We start from the raw sequence: 19734 nt of genomic DNA, 5'->3' as shown, positions 1-19734 counted from the left end.
TTATGTCTTATTAACAAACCAATTAGGGGAGAAAGTAATATGAGTAACAAAAATAATGATATTAAAACTGAAATAATACAATTAAGAAACCAAATTAAACAATGAAATTATGAATATCATGTTTTAGATGCACCTACTGTTAGTGATCAAGTTTATGATAGCGCCTATCATAGATTAATAAAATTAGAAGAACAATATCCCCAATTTAATAGTAACGATTCTCCAACTAAAACTGTTGGTAATAAACCACTTAATTCTTTAACAAAAATTTTTCACCAACAACCAATGCTAAGTTTGGGTAATGCCTTTAACTATGAAGATTTACTAAAATTTGATCAACAAATTAAAAAAACATTATCAGAAAATAACATTGAATATGTTTGTGAACTAAAAATTGATGGTCTATCAATTTCCATAACTTATGAAAAAGGAAAATTAAAAACTGCCGCTACCAGAGGTGATGGTATTGCTGGTGAAGACATTACCAATAATATTTTGACAATCAAAACAATACCAAAAACAATACCAATTAATTCTAAATTAGAAGTAAGAGGAGAAATATATTTAAGTAAAGAAGAATTTAATCGCATTAATGAAAAACAACAGCAACAAAACTTACCACTCTTTGCTAATCCTCGCAATGCTGCAGCCGGTACTATTCGCCAACTTGATACTAATATTGTTAATTCAAGAAAATTAGATGGTTTTCTTTACTATTATATTAATGCTACTAATGATAATATTAAAACCCATAAACAAGCATTATTTACCTTACAAAAATATGGTTTCAAAATTAATGAAGAATGACAATTATGTAAAAATATTGAAGAAGTATGAACTTATATTCAGAAATATGAAAAGTTAAGAAATACATTACCATATGAAATTGATGGTATTGTCATTAAAATTAATGATCTAACCAGTTATGATATGTTAGGAAGAACTAATAAGGCACCTAAATGAGCAATAGCTTATAAATTTCCTGCTGTTAATAGTGTTACTAAACTTTTAGATATATTTCCAACTGTTGGTAGAACAGGAAAAATAACCTATAATGCTAGATTACAACCAGTGATAATTGCTGGTACTACCGTTACTTTTGCCACACTTCATAATGGTGATTACATTATTAATCGTGATTTACGTATTAATGATTTAGTAAGTGTTAAAAAAGCCGGTGATATTATTCCAGAAGTAATTGCCCCAATTATTAGTAATCGTCAAATAAACAATATTATTTTTAAAAAAGTTATCCATTGTCCAGTTTGTAAAACAAAATTAGAACAAGTTCCGCCAGAAGTTGATCAATTTTGCATTAATAGTGATTGTCCATCACGAATTCTTAAATCACTAATGCACTTCTGCTCAAGAAATGCTATGGATATTATTGGTTTAAATGAAAAAATATTATTACGTTTTTTAGATTTAAAATGAATTAAAACTATTAGTGATATTTACAATTTAGTTAATTTACGAAAAGAAATACTATCATTACCACGTTTTGGTGAAAAATCTTTCACTAATCTTGCTAATTCAATTATTCTATCAAAACAAAATTCTTTAGAAAGACTTTTATTTGGTTTGGGAATTCGCCATGTTGGCCAAAAAACAGCAATTATTCTTGCAAAAAAATATTTAACTTTAAGTAACTTAATGGAAGTAACCTTTGATGATCTAGCTAATACTAATGAAATTGGTCCAACAATTGCTACTAGTCTTATTGATTATTTCCTTAATCCTACTAATCAACAACTAATTACCAACTTGCAAAACTTTAAACTTAACTTTAATTATTTACAAAAAAACCAATCACAAGTATTGAATGGTAAAACTTTTGTCTTAACAGGAACTTTAACTAAAAGTCGTAACGAATTCATTGAATTATTAAATAACTATGGTGCTAAAATCACCAATACTATTAGCAATAATACTTCTTATTTAATTGTTGGTGAAAATCCAGGAAATAAATTAACACAAGCACGCAAACTTAATGTTAAAATTATTAATGAAGAGCAATTACAAAATTTATTGAAAGAGGTAGCAAAAAATGGATAAAATTGAAAAGAAAATGACAACAAAAATGCTACATGAATTTGCTAACGAACTTATGTTCAATTTAAGCGAAGAACAATGTGAAAATCTTTTACTAGAATTTAGAGCTATTGAAAAACAAATGGAAATTGTGACAAATATTAATACAAATGATATTGAACCTTTAAATTACCCATTTCCTATTATTAATAATTTATTACGATCCGATAATGTTGGATCTCATTTAACATCTAAAAGTGTTTTAAGTATTGCTCCAGAAGTTGAAAATGATTACATTAGTATTAATCAGGTGATTAATCATGAAAATTAATTACCACCAACTTTCAATTCGTCAACTTCATGAATTATTAAAAACAAAAATACTTACTCCAGATCAATTAACTAAATTAGTATACAAACGACTAGAACAATTCAAAAAATTAAATGCTGTTGTTACTTCACTAGAACAAAATGCCATTAAACAAACAAAATTAATTACTGAACAAGAAATTAATGATAATTTATTAGCAGCAATTCCATTTGTAATGAAAGATAATATTGCTACGATTAATTTCTTAACAACAGGTTCATCAAAAATTCTTGCTAATTTTATTCCTAATTATGACAGTACTGTTAATATGTTATTAACAAATAATAAAGCCATTAATATAGCTAAAACTGCTCTTGATGAACTAGGAATGGGTGGAGATGGTTTATATGCAGCTACTGGTCACGTCTTAAACCCTTGGAATTTAAAACATATCACTGGTGGTAGTTCTAGTGGTAGTGCAGCTTTAGTTGCTGCTGGAATTGTACCATTTGCTTTAGGAACAGATACTGGTGATTCAGTACGTAAACCTGCCGCTTATTGTGGTATTGTTGGTTTTAAACCAACATATGGTTTAATTTCACGAAATGGTGTTTTTCCTTATGCTCCAAGTTTAGACACAGTCGGTATATTTACTAATCATGTCGAAGATATTGCCATTGTCTTGGATAGTATTACTTTATTCGATGAACAAGACTTTACTAGTGTTCAAAGTAAAGAAAAAAACTATACTCAAAACTTAAATCAAAATATAGAAGGTAAAAATATTGCTATTTTAAATTATAATGATTATCAGTGAAATGATATAGTTAAATCTAGTTTTGATGAAGCAATAAAGCATTTAACTGATGGTGGTGCAAAAGTTCAACAAATTGAATTTAATAAAGAATTATTACAATCATTATTACCAGTCTACATGATTATTTCTTTTGCTGAAGCAACCAGTTGCCACGCAAATTTAACCGGCATTAATTTTGGTGTTCGTAAAAATGGTAAAAATTATCAAGAAGTTATGACTAATTCACGAACATTTGGTTTCGGTGATATGGTAAAACGCAGATACATTATCGGTGCATATGCTTTATCTGAAAATCATCAAGAGGAATTATTTAACAAAGCTAAAAAAGTAAGAAGATTAATTGTTGAACATTTAAATACTATCTTTAAAAAATATGATGCTTTCATTATTATGCCAAATATTAATTCAGCGCCAAAAATTAAAGATGTATTAGAACAAAAAAAAGTTATTAAAAGTGAACATGATTATTTAGAAGACTTACTACTACTTTCTAACTTAAATGGTGGACCAAGCATTAATATTCCACTAACTACTGTTAATGGTTTACCGATTGGTTTTAATATTAATGGTGCACCTTTTAATGATCAAGTTATATTAAATATTGCTTCATTTTTAAGTAAAAAAATTAATTTTAATAATAAACTACTAGGTGATGATCATGAATAATAAATATGATGTTGTAATGGGTATTGAAATCCACTGTGAATTAAAAACTAAAACTAAATGTTTTTCCAACGCCGCCAATACTTTTGGTCAAAAACCAAATAGTCAAGTTAATGCCATTGATTGTGGATATCCAGGAACATTACCAACAGTTAATCAAGCTGTTATTATAATGGCAATTCAAACATGTACTGCTTTAAAAATGAATATTGATCCACTATTACGTTTTGATCGAAAAAGTTATTTTTATCCCGATTTACCTAAAGGTTATCAAATCACACAATTTTTTCATCCAATTGGTACAAATGGTGAATTACCAATGGTTGTAAATAATGAAGAATTTATTGTTAGTTTTGAACGCTTACATATTGAAGAAGACACAGCAAAACAAATTCATAATAATAAAAAAACATTATTAGACTATAATCGAACAGGAATTCCCTTATTAGAAATTGTTACTAAACCAATTTTTAGCACAAGTGAACAAGTAGTAGCATATGTTAATACTCTACGTCAATTATTAATTCATTTACAGGTTAGTGATGCTAAAATGAATGAAGGTTCATTACGATGTGATATTAATATATCGTTAAAACCACATGGCAGTGATACTTTAGGTACCAAAGTTGAAATTAAAAACTTAAATTCTACACATAATATTACTTTAGCAATAAATGATGAAATTAATCGTCAAACTAATATTTTAAATAAAAAACAAAAAATTAATCTTGAAACTAGAAGATTTGATGAAAAAACTAATAAAACTGTTAGCATGCGTAGCAAAGAAAATAAAATTGATTATAAATACTTTCCTGAACCAAATATTTTTCCAATTCAACTAGATGAAAAATGAATTAAAATGATTGCTAAAAATCTTCCTGAATTGCCTAAACAAATAATGGAAAGATTAAAAAAACAATACAATCTACCAACAAAAGATATTAATTTATTAATTGACAAAGTAGAAATATTAACTATTTTTGAACAAACAGTTGCCATTAATAATTTAACATTACCTACCTTTAATTATTTAGTAGGTCCTGTGCAAGCTTATTGTAATACTAATAACACTACTATTAAAAACAGCGAACTTACTGCTAATAATCTATCACAATTAGTTAGTCTAGTTTATGAACAAAAAATTAATGATAAACAAAGTAAACAGTTATTAAATGCAATTATGATTAATAGTGAAAAAAGTCCTACCGACCTTATTAGAACATTAGGTATTACTTTAGTAAGTGATAGTAATGATTTAGAAAAAATATTAATTACAATTTTAAAAGCAAATGAAAATATGATTACTATTTATAAAATCAATCCAGAAAAAGCAATGAAATTTTTTATGGGTCAATTAATGAAACTAACTAAAGGACAAGCAAATCCACATGTTTCTAAAGAAATATTAAAAAAATTGATTGAAAACTATAATTAGTTTTCAATCAATTTTTAATTATGAATTTTTATATTATAGTTTGAATATTTTTAATATCAATTTTATATACTAATATTTTATTTAATCTACATCTTCAATTAAATTTTCTTTGATTACTAAATCATCATTTGCCTTAATAATAATTAATGAATATTTAATAAAATTTTTATTTTTAATCTTTTAAGTAACTTTCTTAATTTTAATTAAAATTACTTGTTGGTCTTAAAAATTGTAATGACATTGTTAAATTATTAACTAATGTTTTATTTGTCAATTCTGGTTTATTTAATTGGATAGTTATCGTTTGATTATTAATATTTCTTTGATTCAAATTTGATTCATTATTTTTTTGTTGTAATGTCTGGATTTGATCATTTAATTCATATTGTTTAATTTCTAAATTAGTAATTTGTTTTTCTAAAGATGCTATTTTAAAATTTGATTTTTTTGGTATTTCTAAAAGAACTTTAAAATTAGTAAGTTTATTATTTTGATAATCAGCTTTTAATTCTTTTTCTAATTTATCTTTAATATCTTTAATATTTTTTTTAATTTTGTCTTTTGATTCTCTATCAAGATATTTTTTTGTTTGAACTTCTGCTGTTGTTTTTGTAAAAACTTTATGTCCCTATCAAAAATTTCTTTTCATAAAAATTTTATTTTACTATTTAAAGTTAGTAAACCGCTTTCTGTTTCTATCAATTTACTATTAAAATAAGTTCTAAACCTTAATACTTTTAATAAAATTTTCTTTAAATGTTTTTTAGAAAAATTATCTTTTTCAATTTGTTTATTAATAAATAAATTTAATACTTTTATTTTTTTAAAATTAATAAAATCTTCCAGTATTTTTGGTAAAAAATCTCTTTTAAACTAGTTAATTGAAAATTATATGAATAATTGTTTATTTCATCATTTAATTCTAAGAACCTGTTTAGAATCTTTTAGAGAATAAGGTAAAATTACTATATATTTTAAAATAAGAGGTATATATGCATAAAAATTATCCAAGTCATGTCACTAAAGAACAATTTGAGAACATAAGATTAATTTTAGAAAATGTCAAAAAGAAAACAAAACCAAGAAATTTAGATTTATATGAAGTATTTTGTGCAGTTTTATATGTATTAAAAAGTGGTTGTCAATGAAGAATGTTACCAAAAAATTTTCCAAAATGACAAACTGTATATTATTATTTTCAAATTTGAAGTAAAAATAATGGTAAAGAACCTAGCATATGACAATTAATTTTAAAAAAAATTAGTTAGAAAAGTTCGTATCAATAATCATCGAAAAGAAAAAACCAGTTTTTGTATAATTGATTCACAAAGTGTTAAAAATACAGATACTACTAAAAACAAAGGTTATGATGCTGGTAAAAAGATTTCAGGAATAAAACGTCATATTGCTGTTGATTCTCAAGGTTTACCACATGCAATTTACGTAACTACAGCAGAAAAAACAGATCGTAATAGTTCTATAATAATGATTCAAAATGAAAAAGAAAATCTTTCTACAGTTCAAAAAATAATAGTAGATGCTGGTTATACTGGTGAAAAATTTGCTTCTGCAATCAAAACAATTATAAATGCGAATGTTGAAGTTGTAAAACGTAATGAATTACATTCTTTTGTAGTATTACCAAAAAGATGAGTTGTAGAGCGAAGTTTTGCTTGATTAGAAAAATGTAGAAGATTATGAAAAAATTGTGAAAGAAAATTAAATACTAGTTTACAAATGGTTGTTCTTTCCTTTATTTCAATTTTATTAAAAAGATTCTAAACAGGTTCTAAGATGATATTAATAATCTCTGGTGTTTTAGGTACATCTGGTCTTTCAAATATCTCAATTTTAGTATTAACAACATCAAAGAAATCATTAATATCAGAAAATGTTTTATTTTCTGATATATCTAAGATGATATCAATAATCTCGGGCGTTTTAGGTACATCTGATCTTTCAAACATATTAATTTCAATCTTATTAATACCATTAGATAAATCTTTAACGTTAAATATATCTTACTTGTGTACTATTTGTTGTTCTTCATTATTTTGAGTTACTGGTATTGGTACGATGTTAGAAAGCATTATTGTATCATCAGCTTTTTGATTTACTATTACTGTCGCATATTTTGTTTTAATCTCTTTTGAATTTTTGCAAATTTGAGTATCATCTCACTCTATAACTTTCCCTTTAGGACTTTGAGCATATTCTAATTTTTTAGCGCTTTTCTCTCTTTATGTACTATTTTTTAATTTTATCACATAAATGCTGAGAAAAGCGTATCTACGAACTTCTCCCCACATTTTTAAATTAAACACAGCATTACAATTTCAAAACTAGGTATCTTGTTGAATTTATATGCAGCTTCTTTGGCATATAAATAAACATGATGTTTTGCAACTTTGATATGTGTTTTAAATGTTCTTCTTATATGTTTTCAAACTTATTCAATTTGATTGGTATTTACACCAGTTTTTGAAACATAACCATCTTGTTGGTTAACTGTTTTATGTTTTGGGAAAACCAATTTGAAATCGCAATATCCTTTTCAATCATCAGTATATACATGACATTTTGAAGAAATGTGGCTTCTTGCAAAATTCAAAAAATTTTTACTCTTTGCATTTTTCAATACTTTCACAATTAAATTATTAGTTGTTTTTTCATAAATGCCAACAATCAATGTTTTATTTTTCAAGGATCTTCCTTGTTTTTTAAAAGCCATATGTGAAAGATACATTTCATCAATTTGCACTGTGCCTTCAACAATAAATTGAGGTTCTTGTTTTGCAATACGTGTTCTAATTTTATGACCTATTCTCCATGCTGTTTTTAAGGTCACTCCCAATTCTTTTGAAACATCAGTTGACGGAATTCCATGTTTGGTGTTTATTCATCTAAAGATGAGATAAAATCATGATCTTAAAGATGTTTGTGACCTTGAAAATATGGTACCCGTGAGAATACTAAATGTTTGATTACATTTCAAACATCTTATTCTTTTTAAATCAGAAGTATTCAAATTAAAACTAGAACACCTAATACATTTGTTTTCTTTCAAATTTGCTATATATGCAAGACATTGCTGTTCAGTTTGAAAAACAATGTTGAACTCATTCAGTTTCATTGTTCTCTCCACAAGTACATGTGGAGAGAAGTCCGTTTTTTAGTTCCAAGCTCAGGTTTTCAGTTATGTTTCGGTATTCTTTCTTTGATTAAATTTTTATCATTAATTTGAATTGTTTTAAAAATTTGTTCTATTTTTTTATCTAATTTTTTTTGAAAAGATTTTGTTTAATTAATATTTTTTTATTTTTTTCAATTGTATACATAATATTTTCCTTTCAAAAAAATAAAAAACCTATTTACTTTAAAAATAAAGCAATCAGTTAAAAACTTATATTTAAGTTAAAATATATCAATTTTATTACAATGATAATACATTAATATTTCTAAAAATAAAAAACTATTTTCTTATCATTAATTTTGTTTTTTTATTAGTGTTTTTTTTCTTTCTTAACTTCCTTTTTCTTTAATTTTTTCTTTTTCTTATTTCTACTGAATCAATTTCAAAATGAACGCTTTTTCTTTACCTTTTTAATGATAGTAGGCTCAAATATTTTATTAGTATCACCAATCGAAAAATCATTACAAACAGAATTAATATTTTCATTAGAACTAATAAATAATAATTCATCATTTAACATTAATATTTCATTTCTACTAGGAATAATAACTTTACCATGACGTTTAATTGCAACTAAGTTAATTTTATAATTGCTAGGAATTTTTAAAGTTTCTAGTTTTTTATTTGTAAACTTAGTATTTTTAACAATTACATTAGCTATTGAGTACTTTTCATCAACTGTAGTTAAATCTACTCCTAATTTTCAAATAGCACGATATGCAGCTTTCTTACCAGCTTCTGTTTCAGATAAAATAATATTAGTAATACCAATTGCTTCTAAAATTAGTTGGTGAGTACTATCAACAGCTTTAGCAATAAGATTAAGTGATGATAATGTATTGTGTTCACGATGAATTGCTAAAACATGAACAGCAGTAACAATTGAAGCTGCTAAATCAGAACCAATAGCAATAATAATATTTTGCACTTTGTGAATTCCAGCATCATCTAATGCATCACGATTAGTTGAATCTAAAATTAAAGTTTCAGAAGCTATTGATGAAACTAATTGACAACGGTCTTCTCTTTTATCAATAGCTAATGTAATTTTACCTAATTCTTCTAAAGTTTTAACAACTGAAATTCCGAATTTACCTAAACCAATGACACAAAAATCATTTTCTGATGAAGACATCTATATCCTTCTTCCTTAAATAATATTTACTTAAATATGTACATATTATATTAAATTATAAACTAATTCTTAAAATATTGGTATTTTAAATTTAAAACTAATATTTAATAGAAATGACTATAGTATAGTATAATAATAAAAGAAAATGTTATTTTAGGAGTTTTTTTGATGCTATCTAAGGTTAATTATCGTAGTGTAAAAAATATTTTTAAAATTATTTTTGTTGGTAAAACTCGTCCCCGACAAATGTTTAATTTATATTTTTTCACTTTATTAGTTGGAACAATACTTTTAATGACACCAATTGCCACAACAAAAGGACAATGAAACTTTTTGCCTGCCCTTTTTACTGCTAGTAGTGCGTTTTCTGATACTGGTTTAACAGTAAAAAGCACTGCTAATGACTTTACTTTCTTTGGGCAATTTATTATTTTAATTTTAATTAAATTTGGCGGTATTGGTTTAATTACAGTTAAACTAGCAGTATTATCCTTGTTTATATTTAATCGACATACTAGTTTAAGAGAAAGATTACTAATGCAAGGTGAACGTGGTTCTAATAAATTAGGAACAACTATTGATGTATTAAAAATTGGTATTATTGTTATGACAATTACTGAGTTTTTAGGAGCAATTGTTTTATTTTTATATTTTTATTTTGTGCCTATTTCAGGAATAGAATATGGTCTAAACAATAATACAGGTTACTATAATCACATACTATTAGCACTATGATCGGGAATTTTCCACTCAATTTCTGCCGTTAATAATGCTGGATTTGATATAGTTGGCATAACTTCATTAGAACCTTTTCAGAGTGATTATTTTGTGCAGTGAATTTTTATTATTGAATTTGTAATTGGTGGTATTGGTTTTCCCGTTTATTATGATTTATATCATTGAATTAAAAATAAAACTCATGGTAAAAAATTTAGATTTAGTTTATTTACTAAACTAACATTAATAACATATTTTTTAGTTGCAATATTGGGTGTTAGTAGTGTCATGTTTATTGAATATTTTTCACGTAATGTCATAACTCTGTCAAGGCAAGAGCCCATTTTTAAAAATTTATCGACATCTGATGCAATTATGGCTGTTTTTTTTAATACAATGTCAACAAGAAATGCTGGATACTATACGGTTGACTTAAATAAATTTCACCTTGCCTCACAAATGATCCAATCATTAATGATGTGAATTGGTTCTTCACCAGCAAGTACTGCCGGAGGAATTAGAACGACAACTTTAGCAATTATTCTTTTAACAATTTTTAATATTGCACGTGGCCGTAATGATGTTTTTGTATTCAAGCGTAAAATTCCTAATCAAACTGTTCGTATGTCATTTATAGTCGGTACACTTGGTTTTATTTTAGTTTTTGTATCAGTAATGATTATCACAATTGAAAATGTTTTTATAACAGATAATTCTTATATGACCTTTGCACAAGTAATTTTTGATGTTTCAAGTGCTTTTGGAACAACAGGACTTTCATTATTTGATAATTCCAAATTAGGTATTTTTAGTCAACTTAGTTTAATTTTTGTCATGTTTGTGGGACAATTAGGAGTATCAACTACTGTTCTTGCTTGAAGTGATCGTAAATCAAAACCAACGATAAGTAGAGTTGAAGAAAACGTATTAATTGGATAAATTAAGAAATGGTGAACACATATGATAAAAATTTTAGATGGTAAAATAATTGCCCAGCAAATTAAAGCAAAAATTAAATCGCAAGTAACAACTATTACTAATCGTAAACCTAAACTAGCAGTAATAATTGTTGGTGAAGATTTAGCATCACAAATGTACGTACGAACTAAAATTAAATCATGTCAAGAATGTGATATTGATGAACAAGTATTTTCGCTATCAACAACAGTAACGCAAAAAGAAATAATTAGTAAAATTGAACAATTAAATAGTGACAATAATATTGATGGAATTTTAGTACAATTACCACTACCAAAACATTTAGATACATTAGTAATTATTAATAGCATTACTATTAATAAAGATGTTGATGGTTTAACGAATATTAATGCTGGCAGATTATTACAAGGTGATAAAAAAGCAATGTTGCCTTGTACAGTAAAAGGTATTTTAAAATTACTAAATCATTATCAAATTCCCATTTATAAACAAAATATTACTATCATTAATGATAGTAATATTGTTGGTAAACCATTGGCTTTATCATTAACTAATATGGGAGCAACTGTTAGCATTGTTCATAAATTAACTAAAGACTTAACTCTTTATACTAAAGAAGCTGATATCATTTGTAGTGCTACTGGTGTCTATAATATTATTAATAATAATCAAGTTAAACGTGGTGTTGTTATTATTGATATAGCAATTAATTATCAAGGTAAAGAAAAAAAAGTTGTTGGTGACATTAATTTTGAAACAATGAAAAATACTGCTTCAGCAATTACTCCTATGCCTGGTGGTGTTGGACCAATGACTATTGCCATGTTATTAGAAAATTTAATGATTTGTTATCAATTAAATAATAAATATAATTAAATTGGAAAATTAAATGTTAAAGAAAAATTGGATTAAGAAAAGATTAAATAATATTGAAAAAATAACGCTTTTCTTCCTTTATGTACTATTTTTTAATTTTATCACATAAACGCTGAGAAAAGCGTATCTACGGACTTCTCCCCACATTTTTAAATTAAACACAGCATTACAATTTCAAAACTAGGTATCTTGTTGAATTTATATGCAGCTTCTTTGGCATATAAATAAACATGATATTTTGCAACTTTGATATGTGTTTTAAATGTTCTTCTTATATGTTTTCAAACTGATTCAATTTGATTGGTATTTACACCAGTTTTTGAAAATTAACCATCAAGATGGTTAATTGTTTTATGTTTTGGGAAAACCAATTTAAAATCGCAATATCCTTTTCAATCATCAGTATATACATGATATTTTGAAGAAATGTGGCTTCTTGCAAAATTCAAAAGACTTTTACTCTTTGCATTTTTCAATACTTTCACAATTAAATTATTAGTTGTTTTTTCATAAATGCCAACAATCAATGTTTTATTTTCAAAGATCTTCCTTGTTTTTTAAAAGCCATATGTGAAAGATACATTTCATCAATTTGCACTGTGCCTTCAACAATAAATTGAGGTTCTTGTTTTGCAATAAGTGTTCTAATTTTATGACCCATTCTCCATGCTGTTTTTAAGGTCACTCCCAATTCTTTTGAAACATCAGTTAACGGAATTCCATGTTTGGTGTTTATTCATCTAAAGATGAGGTAAAATCATGATCTTAAAGATGTTTGTGACCTTGAAAATATGGTACCCGTGAGAATACTAAATGTTTGATTACATTTCAAACATCTTATTCTTTTTAAATCAGAAGTATTCAAATTAAAACTAGAACACCTAATACATTTGTTTTCTTTCAAATTTGCTATATATGCAAGACATTACTGTTCAGTTTGAAAAGCATTGTTGAACTCATTCAGTTTCATTGTTCTCTCCACATGTACATGTGGAGAGAAGTCCGTTAAAAATATAAGTGATAATGACTTATATACCTTATTACGAATTGATTTAGCTGGATTTGCTGCTGAATCTATGTTTTTTGATAGTAACCCTTTAAAATATATTATCGGACAAGCAAGAATTATGGATTCAAGTGACTTACAAGACTATCACAATATTTATCAAGAAGAGTTTGAATCAAGAAAATTAAAACCCTACAATGAAGAACGTTTAAATTTTATAGGTAAACAATTAAATGAAACAAGAAAAATAATAAATAATAAACTAGAATTTGAAAAAATTCTTAAAACGTGTTATCTAAGAACCTGTTTAGAATCTTTTTAATAAAATTGAAATAAAGGAAAGAACAACCATTTGTAAACTAGTATTTAATTTTCTTTCACAATTTTTTCATAATCTTCTACATTTTTCTAATCAAGCAAAACTTCGCTTTACAACTCATCTTTTTGGTAATACTACAAAAGAATGTAATTCATTACGTTTTACAACTTCAACATTCGCATTTATAATTGTTTTGATTGCAGAAGCAAATTTTTCACCAGTATAACCAGCATCTACTATTATTTTTTGAACTGTAGAAAGATTTTCTTTTTCATTTTGAATCATTATTATAGCACTATTACGATCTGTTTTTTCTGTTGTAGTTACGTAAATTGCATGTAGTAAACCTTGAGAATCAAGAGCAATATGACATTTTATTCTTGAAATCTTTTTACCAGCATCATAACCTTTGTTTTTAGTAGTATCTGTATTTTTAACACTTTGTGAATCAATTATACAAAAACTGATTTTTTCTTTTCGATGATTATTGATACGAACTTTTCTAACTAATTTTTTTTAAAATTAATTGTCATATGCTAGGTTCTTTACCATTATTTTTACTTCAAATTTGAAAATAATAATATACAGTTTGTCATTTTGGAAAATTTTTTGGTAACATTCTTCATTGACAACCACTTTTTAATACATATAAAACTGCACAAAATACTTCATATAAATCTAAATTTCTTAGTTTTGTTTTCTTTTTGACATTTTCTAAAATTAATCTTATGTTCTCAAATTGTTCTTTAGTGATATGACTTGGATAATTTTTATGCATACATACCTCTTATTTTAAAATATATAGTAATTTTACCTTATTCTCTAAAAGATTCTAAACAGGTTCTAAGAAAAGAAGAAATAAAAACTTTTAATCCAAAAGAAATAAATAATTATAATTTAAATAATAAAACTTTAAACAGTAAAATTAAAGATAATGAAAGAACATTATAAAACTTATTATATGAAATAATGCTTACAATAAGACTTATTTCATATAAGTTCTTATTGTTTTAATAACATAATTTTATTTTTCTTGTATTAAACTAAACTCAAATTTCTACTTCATATTTTTATTTTATAATATTTTAGGTAAATCAATTCTAAAAAAATTATCTAATTTTTCTCATGCAATATTACGTTGACTTTCTTCGGTATCTATTCATTGATCAAAAGCTTCGGCAAATAAATCAAAGTGTGATTCTCGACCATATTCACTTCTAACAATACCATATGCTAAAAGTTTTTGATAAATTGGATCGTTAATTTTTGTACCATTTGCTAATGATGAAATCATATAATTAGTTTCATCATTTATTTCTCTTTTTTCCAGATTATTTTTTAATAAATAAGATGAATTAAAATAATTATTTCATCATTTACTACGATCATTATCTGCAAGTGAATTTATTCTTTGTTTTCCTTGAAAATTTAAACGAATAAAAGAACCTAAAGCATGACCATATTCATGAACAATTGTTCTAATAATACTTTTTGAAGCTTTATAACCACTAACATATTGCCAATATTGAGTTCTTTTACTAAGAGAATTTGGATTTATTGCCATAACTTGAACTAATGAATAATTTTGAAATTGTGAATCATAAGCATAACCAGATTTAACAAAAGCAAATAAACCATTTTTATTAATTTTAGCCACTCGATATAAAAGTTTAAGAACATTTTTTTTACCATAAATTTGTGTAAATATATTATAAAATCGAACTAATTTATCTTTTATCTCTGCTTTTTCAGTAGCATTTATTCTAGATGAATTAATTAATGTATCCCAATTAACATTTGTATAAGTTTTGCCAAGATTAGTAGTATTAATTTGATTTTGTAAATCAGAAAAATCTGTAAAATTACTCTTATTATTTGCTAATAAGTTAAATTCATTAATTGACTCTTTTTTTGCCTGATATTGAATTTTTTCTTCTAAATTAGTAACAAAGTTTAATTTTTTACTAGTTTTATTAAATCAATTTTGCGGATTTTTTAAATATCATTGTTTTAAACTGGCAGCATCTTCACCTTCAATAAAATTTATGCGATCACTTACTACTTTATTAATTCTCTTATTGATATCAGGAACAATATAATTACCAGAAATATCTTGCTCATTTTCATCAGCTAAATCATAATCATTATTAGTACAACCTCACCTACAAGCAATAACATTTACTGTTGTTGCACTAACCAAAATATAATTTAAAAAAAATCTAATTATTTTTCTCATAACTTTATCTCCTGAATATATATTTAAATAATTAGGGATTTATATTAACTTAATTATGTTATCATGAAATATTTAACTTATAATAAGGGATTTCTGTATAACTTTCTGATATTTTTGTTGAAAAAGCAAATATTTTTGATCCTGGTTTAGGAGTTATTTTTGCAGTTTTTAATTTTTTATTAAAATCTTCAATAAAAAATTCATTATATAAAATTTCTTTATACTTATCAGCATATTTTTTACCAAATGTTTTTACTACAATATCATAAAATAATTTATTTTTATTATTTTCTGTATATAATCCTTCTAACTTAACGTCAATTTCTTCATCATTTTTTGGTTGTTTACCTTGGTAGTTAATAAAAACTCGATTATTTTCTGTTGGTAATGGTAAAAAGCTTGCTTTAAATGATGAATAATTCATAATATTTTCAATTACAAAACTAAATTCAATTTTTCCTTCATTATTAAAATTGGGAAAACTTAACTTATATATTTTTAATGCTGAACTAGTTAAAGCAGATGTAATCTCATTTTCATAAAATTTTATTAATTTATTACGATTTCCTAAATATTCCATAACTGTTGCAAATCTCCCAAATTGACTTGTTGGATCTAAGATTGTGCTTTTTTCATACATATCAGTATTAAAATAAATTTTTCCAAGATTTTGTTCATAAAAAATATCCGAAAAATCTACTGGCTTATTTAAAATATCTATTTTCCCTTGAAAGTGACTATTACTTTTTGCTATTAAAGAAACATTTTTATTATCTTGATTAATCAGTACATCTAAATCATTATTAGAAAACTTAGTACAATTCATAATATTAATTGCTTCTAAAATTAAATCTTTATCAACTATTCCGTTTTTTTCAAAACTTTTACTATAAGGTAATGCTTTTTTAGTTATTATTTGACTAATATCATTACTTAGTCAAACCAAATTAACCTCTTTAACTAAAAATGGTAAATTTGTTGTATCTGGCATATAACGAATAATAGCCTTTGTCATTCCATCTAACATATCAATATCAATATCATCAGTATTCATTTTTTCTTTTTTTAATTCACTTTTCAAACTAAATGAATTAGGAATTATAGTATAAGTTTGTTTAATACTATTATTTATTTTGCTTAGATTCGTACTTAATACATTTCCAAAAGTTCCTACAGTTGTTCCAAATGTCAAAAAACTTAATGTTGCTAATAATAACTTCATAAATTAAAACCCCTTTATATTAATAATGTAATTCTACATGATTTCTATGTTTACTTCTTTCTAATTATTTTTAACATTAATAGTGTTCATTATTACAAATAATAATTAAGTTATTATTATATTTAATTTTAAAAAATTGATTAAGAATATATATATTGCCGTAATCAAGAAAAAAATAAAAAAAACATTATTAGTTATTGCAAATTATACTTTTCTTCAATATAATAATTAAGGTTTAGTAAATGCCCGGTTAGCTCAGCGGCAGAGCATTCGACTGTTAATCGAAGTGTCATAGGTTCAAATCCTATACTGGGCGCCATTATTCTAAACTCTTGTTTTCTACGGCTCGTTGGTGAATTGGTAAACACATAGGATTTTCATTCCTACATTACGGGTTCGATCCCCGTACGAGTCACCATTAATTAATATTTAGACTGCAAGTATTATAATTACTTGTTTTTTATTCCCCTAGATGTCTCGTTAGCTCAATTGGCAGAGCATCAGACTCTTAATCTGAGGGTTGTAGGTTCGAGGCCTATACGGGACACCAAAAATGCGGAATTGGCGAAACTGGCAGACGCACCAGATTTAGGCTCTGGCGCCGAAAGGCATGAGGGTTCAAGTCCCTTGTTCCGCACCATACATTATTTTGTTAACCTTTATGTTTTTCATTAGACTTACTGCATAACGTTTTTAAGTTTTAATGATAAATTATAAAATCCTGCAATTAAATTAAATCTTAAAAATATTCGTTTTCTGGCTTTTCTAAATTTATAACCAATAATCTTAAAACATTTTAAAAATGCAAAAACATGTTCAATTTTTCTACGAGTTTTATTAATAATCTTATTAAAGATTTTGGTTTTATTTGTTTTAGGATTATTTTTGCTAATTTTAATGGGTAAAAATGTATTAGCATGAATTTTTTGTAAACCTTGATAACCTTTATCTGCAAGAATTATAGTTTCTGGTAAAAACTTTAACTTTGAATTCTTAAAAGTTTTAAAATCATAATTTTTACCAATATCAGAAAAAATATTTAAAATTTCATTAGTATTTGCATTAATTACGGTTTGAAACTTAACAGTATGCATTCATTTTTTACCAGAAAATCAATCTTTTTGGTTATATTTTGGTAGTTCTGTTTCTACCTCTGTTACATCAATTATCAAAATTTTATTTTTTAATTCTTCTTTTTAAAAAAATATTTTTATTTGTTAAATTATTAAACTTATTATTCTTTATTAAAATATCTTCAATTGAACGAATATTTCGTAAAGCAGTAGTATCAACCATACCATACTCAGCACCAATACTATGATATGTACGATTTTCATATAAATATCTTAAACTCATTACTAGTCGATCTTCTATTGACATTTTATATGGCCTTCCACCAATAGTAGTTTTGAGTTTTTGATGTTCTAATAAAATATTTAAAATTTCGTTAAAAACGAGTTTATTAATACCCACTATTTTACGAAAATATTGATCAGATTTATCTTTTAATTCAAAATATGTCATAAAGTTTATCCTTAACTATTCAAATTTTATTTTAATAATAACAAAAAAATAAAAAGTTAACTAGTTATGCAGTAAGTCTATTAAAGGTTTTTTCTTTTTTTGAAATTTTTATTTTAATTTAAGAAATTTTATTCTATGGAAATATATAGTATTTTATTATTTTATCTTTATAATATTAATAAAATAAAAGAAAAAAGAAAGCAGGAAATGATTGATGGTAAAAATAATTTTTACTGATGTAGATGGTACTTTATTTGATAGTGGCAGTGCCTTAAGTGAAATTAATCTTAATGCTTGTTTAAAAGCTCAAAAAAATAATATTAAAGTTGTAATTAATACCGGTAGATATGGTGAAAATGCTATTCGTGTCGGTAAAATGATTAATGCTGAAAAATATGATGGTTATATTATTGGTAATGATGGCGCTGAAATTTGATCATATACTAAACAAAAATGAATTTATTTACAACAATTAAATTCAGAAACAACAATTAAACTTTATGAATGATTAACCAAATATAATAAACAGATGATTTTACATTTTAATAGTATTGATACTTTGTATGTTAACCATGCAGCTAATAGTTGAAGTACATGAGTTGAAAATCTGCAAATTAAAATTATTAAGTTAACTAATAGTTCTGATATTAAAATGTCAATCTCAAAAGTAATGGTTATTTTAGAAAAATATTGAAATGCTAATGAAATTACAAAATTCATTAATAATTTTGAAACTAACTTTCCAGATTTAACCATTGTTCAATATCATACAAATGTTTTTTCAATTGGTAATAAAAACATTAATAAAGGTTCAGCACTACAATGATTATGTAATCATTTAAATATTGACACTAAAGATGCATTAACAATTGGTGATGGATTTAATGATTTACCAATGTTTGAAGTATCTGGTCATCCAATAGTAATGGAAAATGCTAATATTGCTTTAAAACCATATGGTAAAATTATTGCTCCAAATAATGATGAGCACGGAGTTGGATATATTATTAATAATTATGTTTTTAAAAATATACTCTTATAGTTTATTAACACACTAATAATTAAAATATATTATAATAATAGTATAAGAAAAGTGAAAGGAGAAGGAAAATATGGTAGCAAAAAAACCTACTGTTTTTAATATTTTTATGAAAACTACATTGCCAAAAGTTAAAGCAGAACACCCAGAATTAAAACACACTGAGGCTTTTGGAAAAGCAGCAGCATTATGAGCTAATGCTGAAGAAAATCCTAAAAACAAATAGATAGACAGATAATTGCTTAAAAGAGTTAGATTTTAAATCTAACTCT

At 25.1% G+C, this 19734-nt stretch carries 22 protein-coding genes and 4 tRNA genes; 15 read left to right on the top strand and 11 right to left on the bottom strand.

Annotation, left to right across the window (positions count from 1 at the left end):
- Positions 1 to 39 precede the first annotated feature (39 nt).
- The 4 genes from ligA to gatB are packed head-to-tail and all read left to right on the top strand — an operon-like array spanning position 40 to position 5256.
- Positions 40 to 2055 (top strand): NAD-dependent DNA ligase LigA, encoded by a 2016-nt coding sequence (ligA, locus tag AAHM85_RS00915; RefSeq protein WP_342260626.1) that lies wholly within the window; start codon positions 40 to 42, stop codon positions 2053 to 2055.
- Positions 2048 to 2362 carry an Asp-tRNA(Asn)/Glu-tRNA(Gln) amidotransferase subunit GatC gene (gene gatC, locus AAHM85_RS00910; protein WP_342260625.1) on the top strand — a complete coding sequence of 105 codons (315 nt, stop codon included), beginning with the start codon at positions 2048 to 2050 and terminating at the stop codon, positions 2360 to 2362. The genes ligA and gatC overlap by 8 nt, the downstream gene beginning before the upstream one ends.
- Positions 2352 to 3824, top strand: coding sequence for an amidase family protein (locus tag AAHM85_RS00905; protein WP_342260624.1), 1473 nt, complete (start codon positions 2352 to 2354; stop codon positions 3822 to 3824). Before gatC ends, AAHM85_RS00905 begins: the two co-directional genes overlap by 11 nt.
- Positions 3817 to 5256 carry an Asp-tRNA(Asn)/Glu-tRNA(Gln) amidotransferase subunit GatB gene (gene gatB, locus AAHM85_RS00900; protein WP_342260623.1) on the top strand — a complete coding sequence of 480 codons (1440 nt, stop codon included), beginning with the start codon at positions 3817 to 3819 and terminating at the stop codon, positions 5254 to 5256. The genes AAHM85_RS00905 and gatB overlap by 8 nt, the downstream gene beginning before the upstream one ends.
- Positions 5257 to 5455: 199 nt before the next feature.
- Here the strand turns inward: gatB and AAHM85_RS00895 are convergent, their stop codons facing one another.
- Positions 5456 to 5587: a hypothetical protein gene (locus AAHM85_RS00895; protein WP_338986839.1), complete on the bottom strand. Its 132-nt coding sequence runs from the start codon at positions 5585 to 5587 to the stop codon at positions 5456 to 5458.
- A gap of 661 nt (positions 5588 to 6248) precedes the next feature.
- Between AAHM85_RS00895 and AAHM85_RS00890 the strand changes: the two genes are divergently transcribed.
- Positions 6249 to 7038, top strand: a protein-coding gene (locus AAHM85_RS00890) for an IS5 family transposase (protein ID WP_342260622.1) whose coding sequence is annotated in 2 segments (ribosomal slippage) — positions 6249 to 6509 and positions 6511 to 7038 — 789 coding nt in all. Because the reading frame shifts where the segments join, the coding sequence is not laid out codon by codon here.
- Here the strand turns inward: AAHM85_RS00890 and AAHM85_RS00885 are convergent.
- The 3 genes from AAHM85_RS00885 to AAHM85_RS00875 form a co-directional block, all read right to left on the bottom strand.
- Positions 7035 to 7223 (bottom strand): hypothetical protein, encoded by a 189-nt coding sequence (locus AAHM85_RS00885; RefSeq protein ID WP_342260621.1) that lies wholly within the window; start codon positions 7221 to 7223, stop codon positions 7035 to 7037. The genes AAHM85_RS00890 and AAHM85_RS00885 overlap by 4 nt on opposite strands.
- Before the next feature lie 482 nt (positions 7224 to 7705).
- The gene (locus AAHM85_RS00880; protein ID WP_342260620.1) at positions 7706 to 8401 is read right to left on the bottom strand and encodes an IS1595 family transposase; all 696 of its coding nucleotides are present in this window, start codon (positions 8399 to 8401) and stop codon (positions 7706 to 7708) included.
- Between the two features lie 358 nt (positions 8402 to 8759).
- Positions 8760 to 9584 carry a TrkA family potassium uptake protein gene (locus AAHM85_RS00875; RefSeq protein ID WP_342260619.1) on the bottom strand — a complete coding sequence of 275 codons (825 nt, stop codon included), beginning with the start codon at positions 9582 to 9584 and terminating at the stop codon, positions 8760 to 8762.
- A gap of 168 nt (positions 9585 to 9752) precedes the next feature.
- Here AAHM85_RS00875 and AAHM85_RS00870 point away from each other — a divergent pair, with 168 nt between their 5' ends.
- Both AAHM85_RS00870 and AAHM85_RS00865 read left to right on the top strand, forming a co-directional pair.
- Positions 9753 to 11240, top strand: coding sequence for a TrkH family potassium uptake protein (locus AAHM85_RS00870; RefSeq protein ID WP_342261682.1), 1488 nt, complete (start codon positions 9753 to 9755; stop codon positions 11238 to 11240).
- A gap of 21 nt (positions 11241 to 11261) precedes the next feature.
- Positions 11262 to 12116: a bifunctional 5,10-methylenetetrahydrofolate dehydrogenase/5,10-methenyltetrahydrofolate cyclohydrolase gene (locus tag AAHM85_RS00865; RefSeq protein ID WP_342260618.1), complete on the top strand. Its 855-nt coding sequence runs from the start codon at positions 11262 to 11264 to the stop codon at positions 12114 to 12116.
- 326 nt (positions 12117 to 12442) lie between these two features.
- Here AAHM85_RS00865 and AAHM85_RS00860 read toward each other — a convergent pair whose 3' ends face one another.
- Both AAHM85_RS00860 and AAHM85_RS00855 read right to left on the bottom strand, forming a co-directional pair.
- A complete protein-coding gene (locus tag AAHM85_RS00860; protein ID WP_342260617.1) occupies positions 12443 to 12643 on the bottom strand; it encodes a transposase in 201 nt (66 codons plus the stop codon).
- Entirely contained in the window at positions 12604 to 13020 is a 417-nt protein-coding gene (locus AAHM85_RS00855) for a hypothetical protein (RefSeq protein WP_342260616.1), read from the bottom strand. Before AAHM85_RS00855 ends, AAHM85_RS00860 begins: the two co-directional genes overlap by 40 nt.
- Positions 13021 to 13192: 172 nt before the next feature.
- On the opposite strand from AAHM85_RS00855, the gene AAHM85_RS00850 reads away from it, so the two are divergent.
- A complete protein-coding gene (locus AAHM85_RS00850) occupies positions 13193 to 13444 on the top strand; it encodes a hypothetical protein (RefSeq protein WP_342260615.1) in 252 nt (83 codons plus the stop codon).
- Here AAHM85_RS00850 and AAHM85_RS00845 read toward each other — a convergent pair.
- A protein-coding gene (locus AAHM85_RS00845) for an IS5 family transposase (protein WP_342260614.1) occupies positions 13430 to 14219 on the bottom strand; the annotation gives its coding sequence in 2 pieces (ribosomal slippage) (positions 13430 to 13957 and positions 13959 to 14219; 789 coding nt in all). The genes AAHM85_RS00850 and AAHM85_RS00845 overlap by 15 nt on opposite strands.
- Between AAHM85_RS00845 and AAHM85_RS00840 the strand changes: the two genes are divergently transcribed.
- A complete protein-coding gene (locus AAHM85_RS00840) occupies positions 14201 to 14392 on the top strand; it encodes a hypothetical protein (protein WP_342260613.1) in 192 nt (63 codons plus the stop codon). The two genes, AAHM85_RS00845 and AAHM85_RS00840, sit on opposite strands and share 19 nt — an antisense overlap.
- Before the next feature lie 124 nt (positions 14393 to 14516).
- Here the strand turns inward: AAHM85_RS00840 and AAHM85_RS00835 are convergent, their stop codons facing one another.
- Together AAHM85_RS00835 and AAHM85_RS00830 are read right to left on the bottom strand one after the other, a co-directional pair.
- Positions 14517 to 15677, bottom strand: coding sequence for a hypothetical protein (locus tag AAHM85_RS00835; protein WP_342260612.1), 1161 nt, complete (start codon positions 15675 to 15677; stop codon positions 14517 to 14519).
- A 58-nt stretch (positions 15678 to 15735) separates the two neighbouring features.
- Positions 15736 to 16899, bottom strand: a complete 1164-nt coding sequence (locus AAHM85_RS00830) for a hypothetical protein (RefSeq protein WP_342260611.1) — start codon at positions 16897 to 16899, stop codon at positions 15736 to 15738.
- A 244-nt stretch (positions 16900 to 17143) separates the two neighbouring features.
- Between AAHM85_RS00830 and AAHM85_RS00825 the strand changes: the two genes are divergently transcribed.
- The 4 genes from AAHM85_RS00825 to AAHM85_RS00810 all read left to right on the top strand — a co-directional run bounded on the left by AAHM85_RS00825 (position 17144) and on the right by AAHM85_RS00810 (position 17539).
- Positions 17144 to 17218: transfer RNA gene (locus AAHM85_RS00825), tRNA-Asn, on the top strand.
- A gap of 24 nt (positions 17219 to 17242) precedes the next feature.
- Positions 17243 to 17317: transfer RNA gene (locus tag AAHM85_RS00820), tRNA-Glu, on the top strand.
- Positions 17318 to 17373: 56 nt separating this feature from the next.
- Positions 17374 to 17449, top strand: a tRNA-Lys gene (locus tag AAHM85_RS00815).
- Between the two features lie 5 nt (positions 17450 to 17454).
- Positions 17455 to 17539, top strand: a tRNA-Leu gene (locus AAHM85_RS00810).
- Positions 17540 to 17576: 37 nt separating this feature from the next.
- Here the strand turns inward: AAHM85_RS00810 and AAHM85_RS00805 are convergent.
- Together AAHM85_RS00805 and AAHM85_RS00800 are read right to left on the bottom strand one after the other, a co-directional pair.
- Positions 17577 to 18071, bottom strand: a complete 495-nt coding sequence (locus AAHM85_RS00805) for a transposase family protein (protein ID WP_342260610.1) — start codon at positions 18069 to 18071, stop codon at positions 17577 to 17579.
- A gap of 4 nt (positions 18072 to 18075) precedes the next feature.
- On the bottom strand, positions 18076 to 18423 hold the full coding sequence (locus AAHM85_RS00800) for a transposase family protein (protein ID WP_342260488.1): 348 nt from the start codon (positions 18421 to 18423) through the stop codon (positions 18076 to 18078).
- Between the two features lie 214 nt (positions 18424 to 18637).
- Between AAHM85_RS00800 and AAHM85_RS00795 the strand changes: the two genes are divergently transcribed.
- Together AAHM85_RS00795 and AAHM85_RS00790 are read left to right on the top strand one after the other, a co-directional pair.
- Positions 18638 to 19465, top strand: a complete 828-nt coding sequence (locus tag AAHM85_RS00795) for a Cof-type HAD-IIB family hydrolase (RefSeq protein ID WP_342260609.1) — start codon at positions 18638 to 18640, stop codon at positions 19463 to 19465.
- Positions 19466 to 19535: 70 nt separating this feature from the next.
- Positions 19536 to 19688, top strand: coding sequence for a hypothetical protein (locus tag AAHM85_RS00790; protein ID WP_342260608.1), 153 nt, complete (start codon positions 19536 to 19538; stop codon positions 19686 to 19688).
- Positions 19689 to 19734 lie beyond the last annotated feature (46 nt).

The organism is Spiroplasma endosymbiont of Notiophilus biguttatus (assembly GCF_964030985.1).
GTDB lineage: Bacteria > Bacillota_I > Bacilli_A > Mycoplasmatales > VBWQ01 > Spiroplasma_E > Spiroplasma_E ixodetis_A.
Note: the sequence above shows the minus strand (reverse complement) of the source record. Positions and strands in the feature narration are given on the sequence as shown.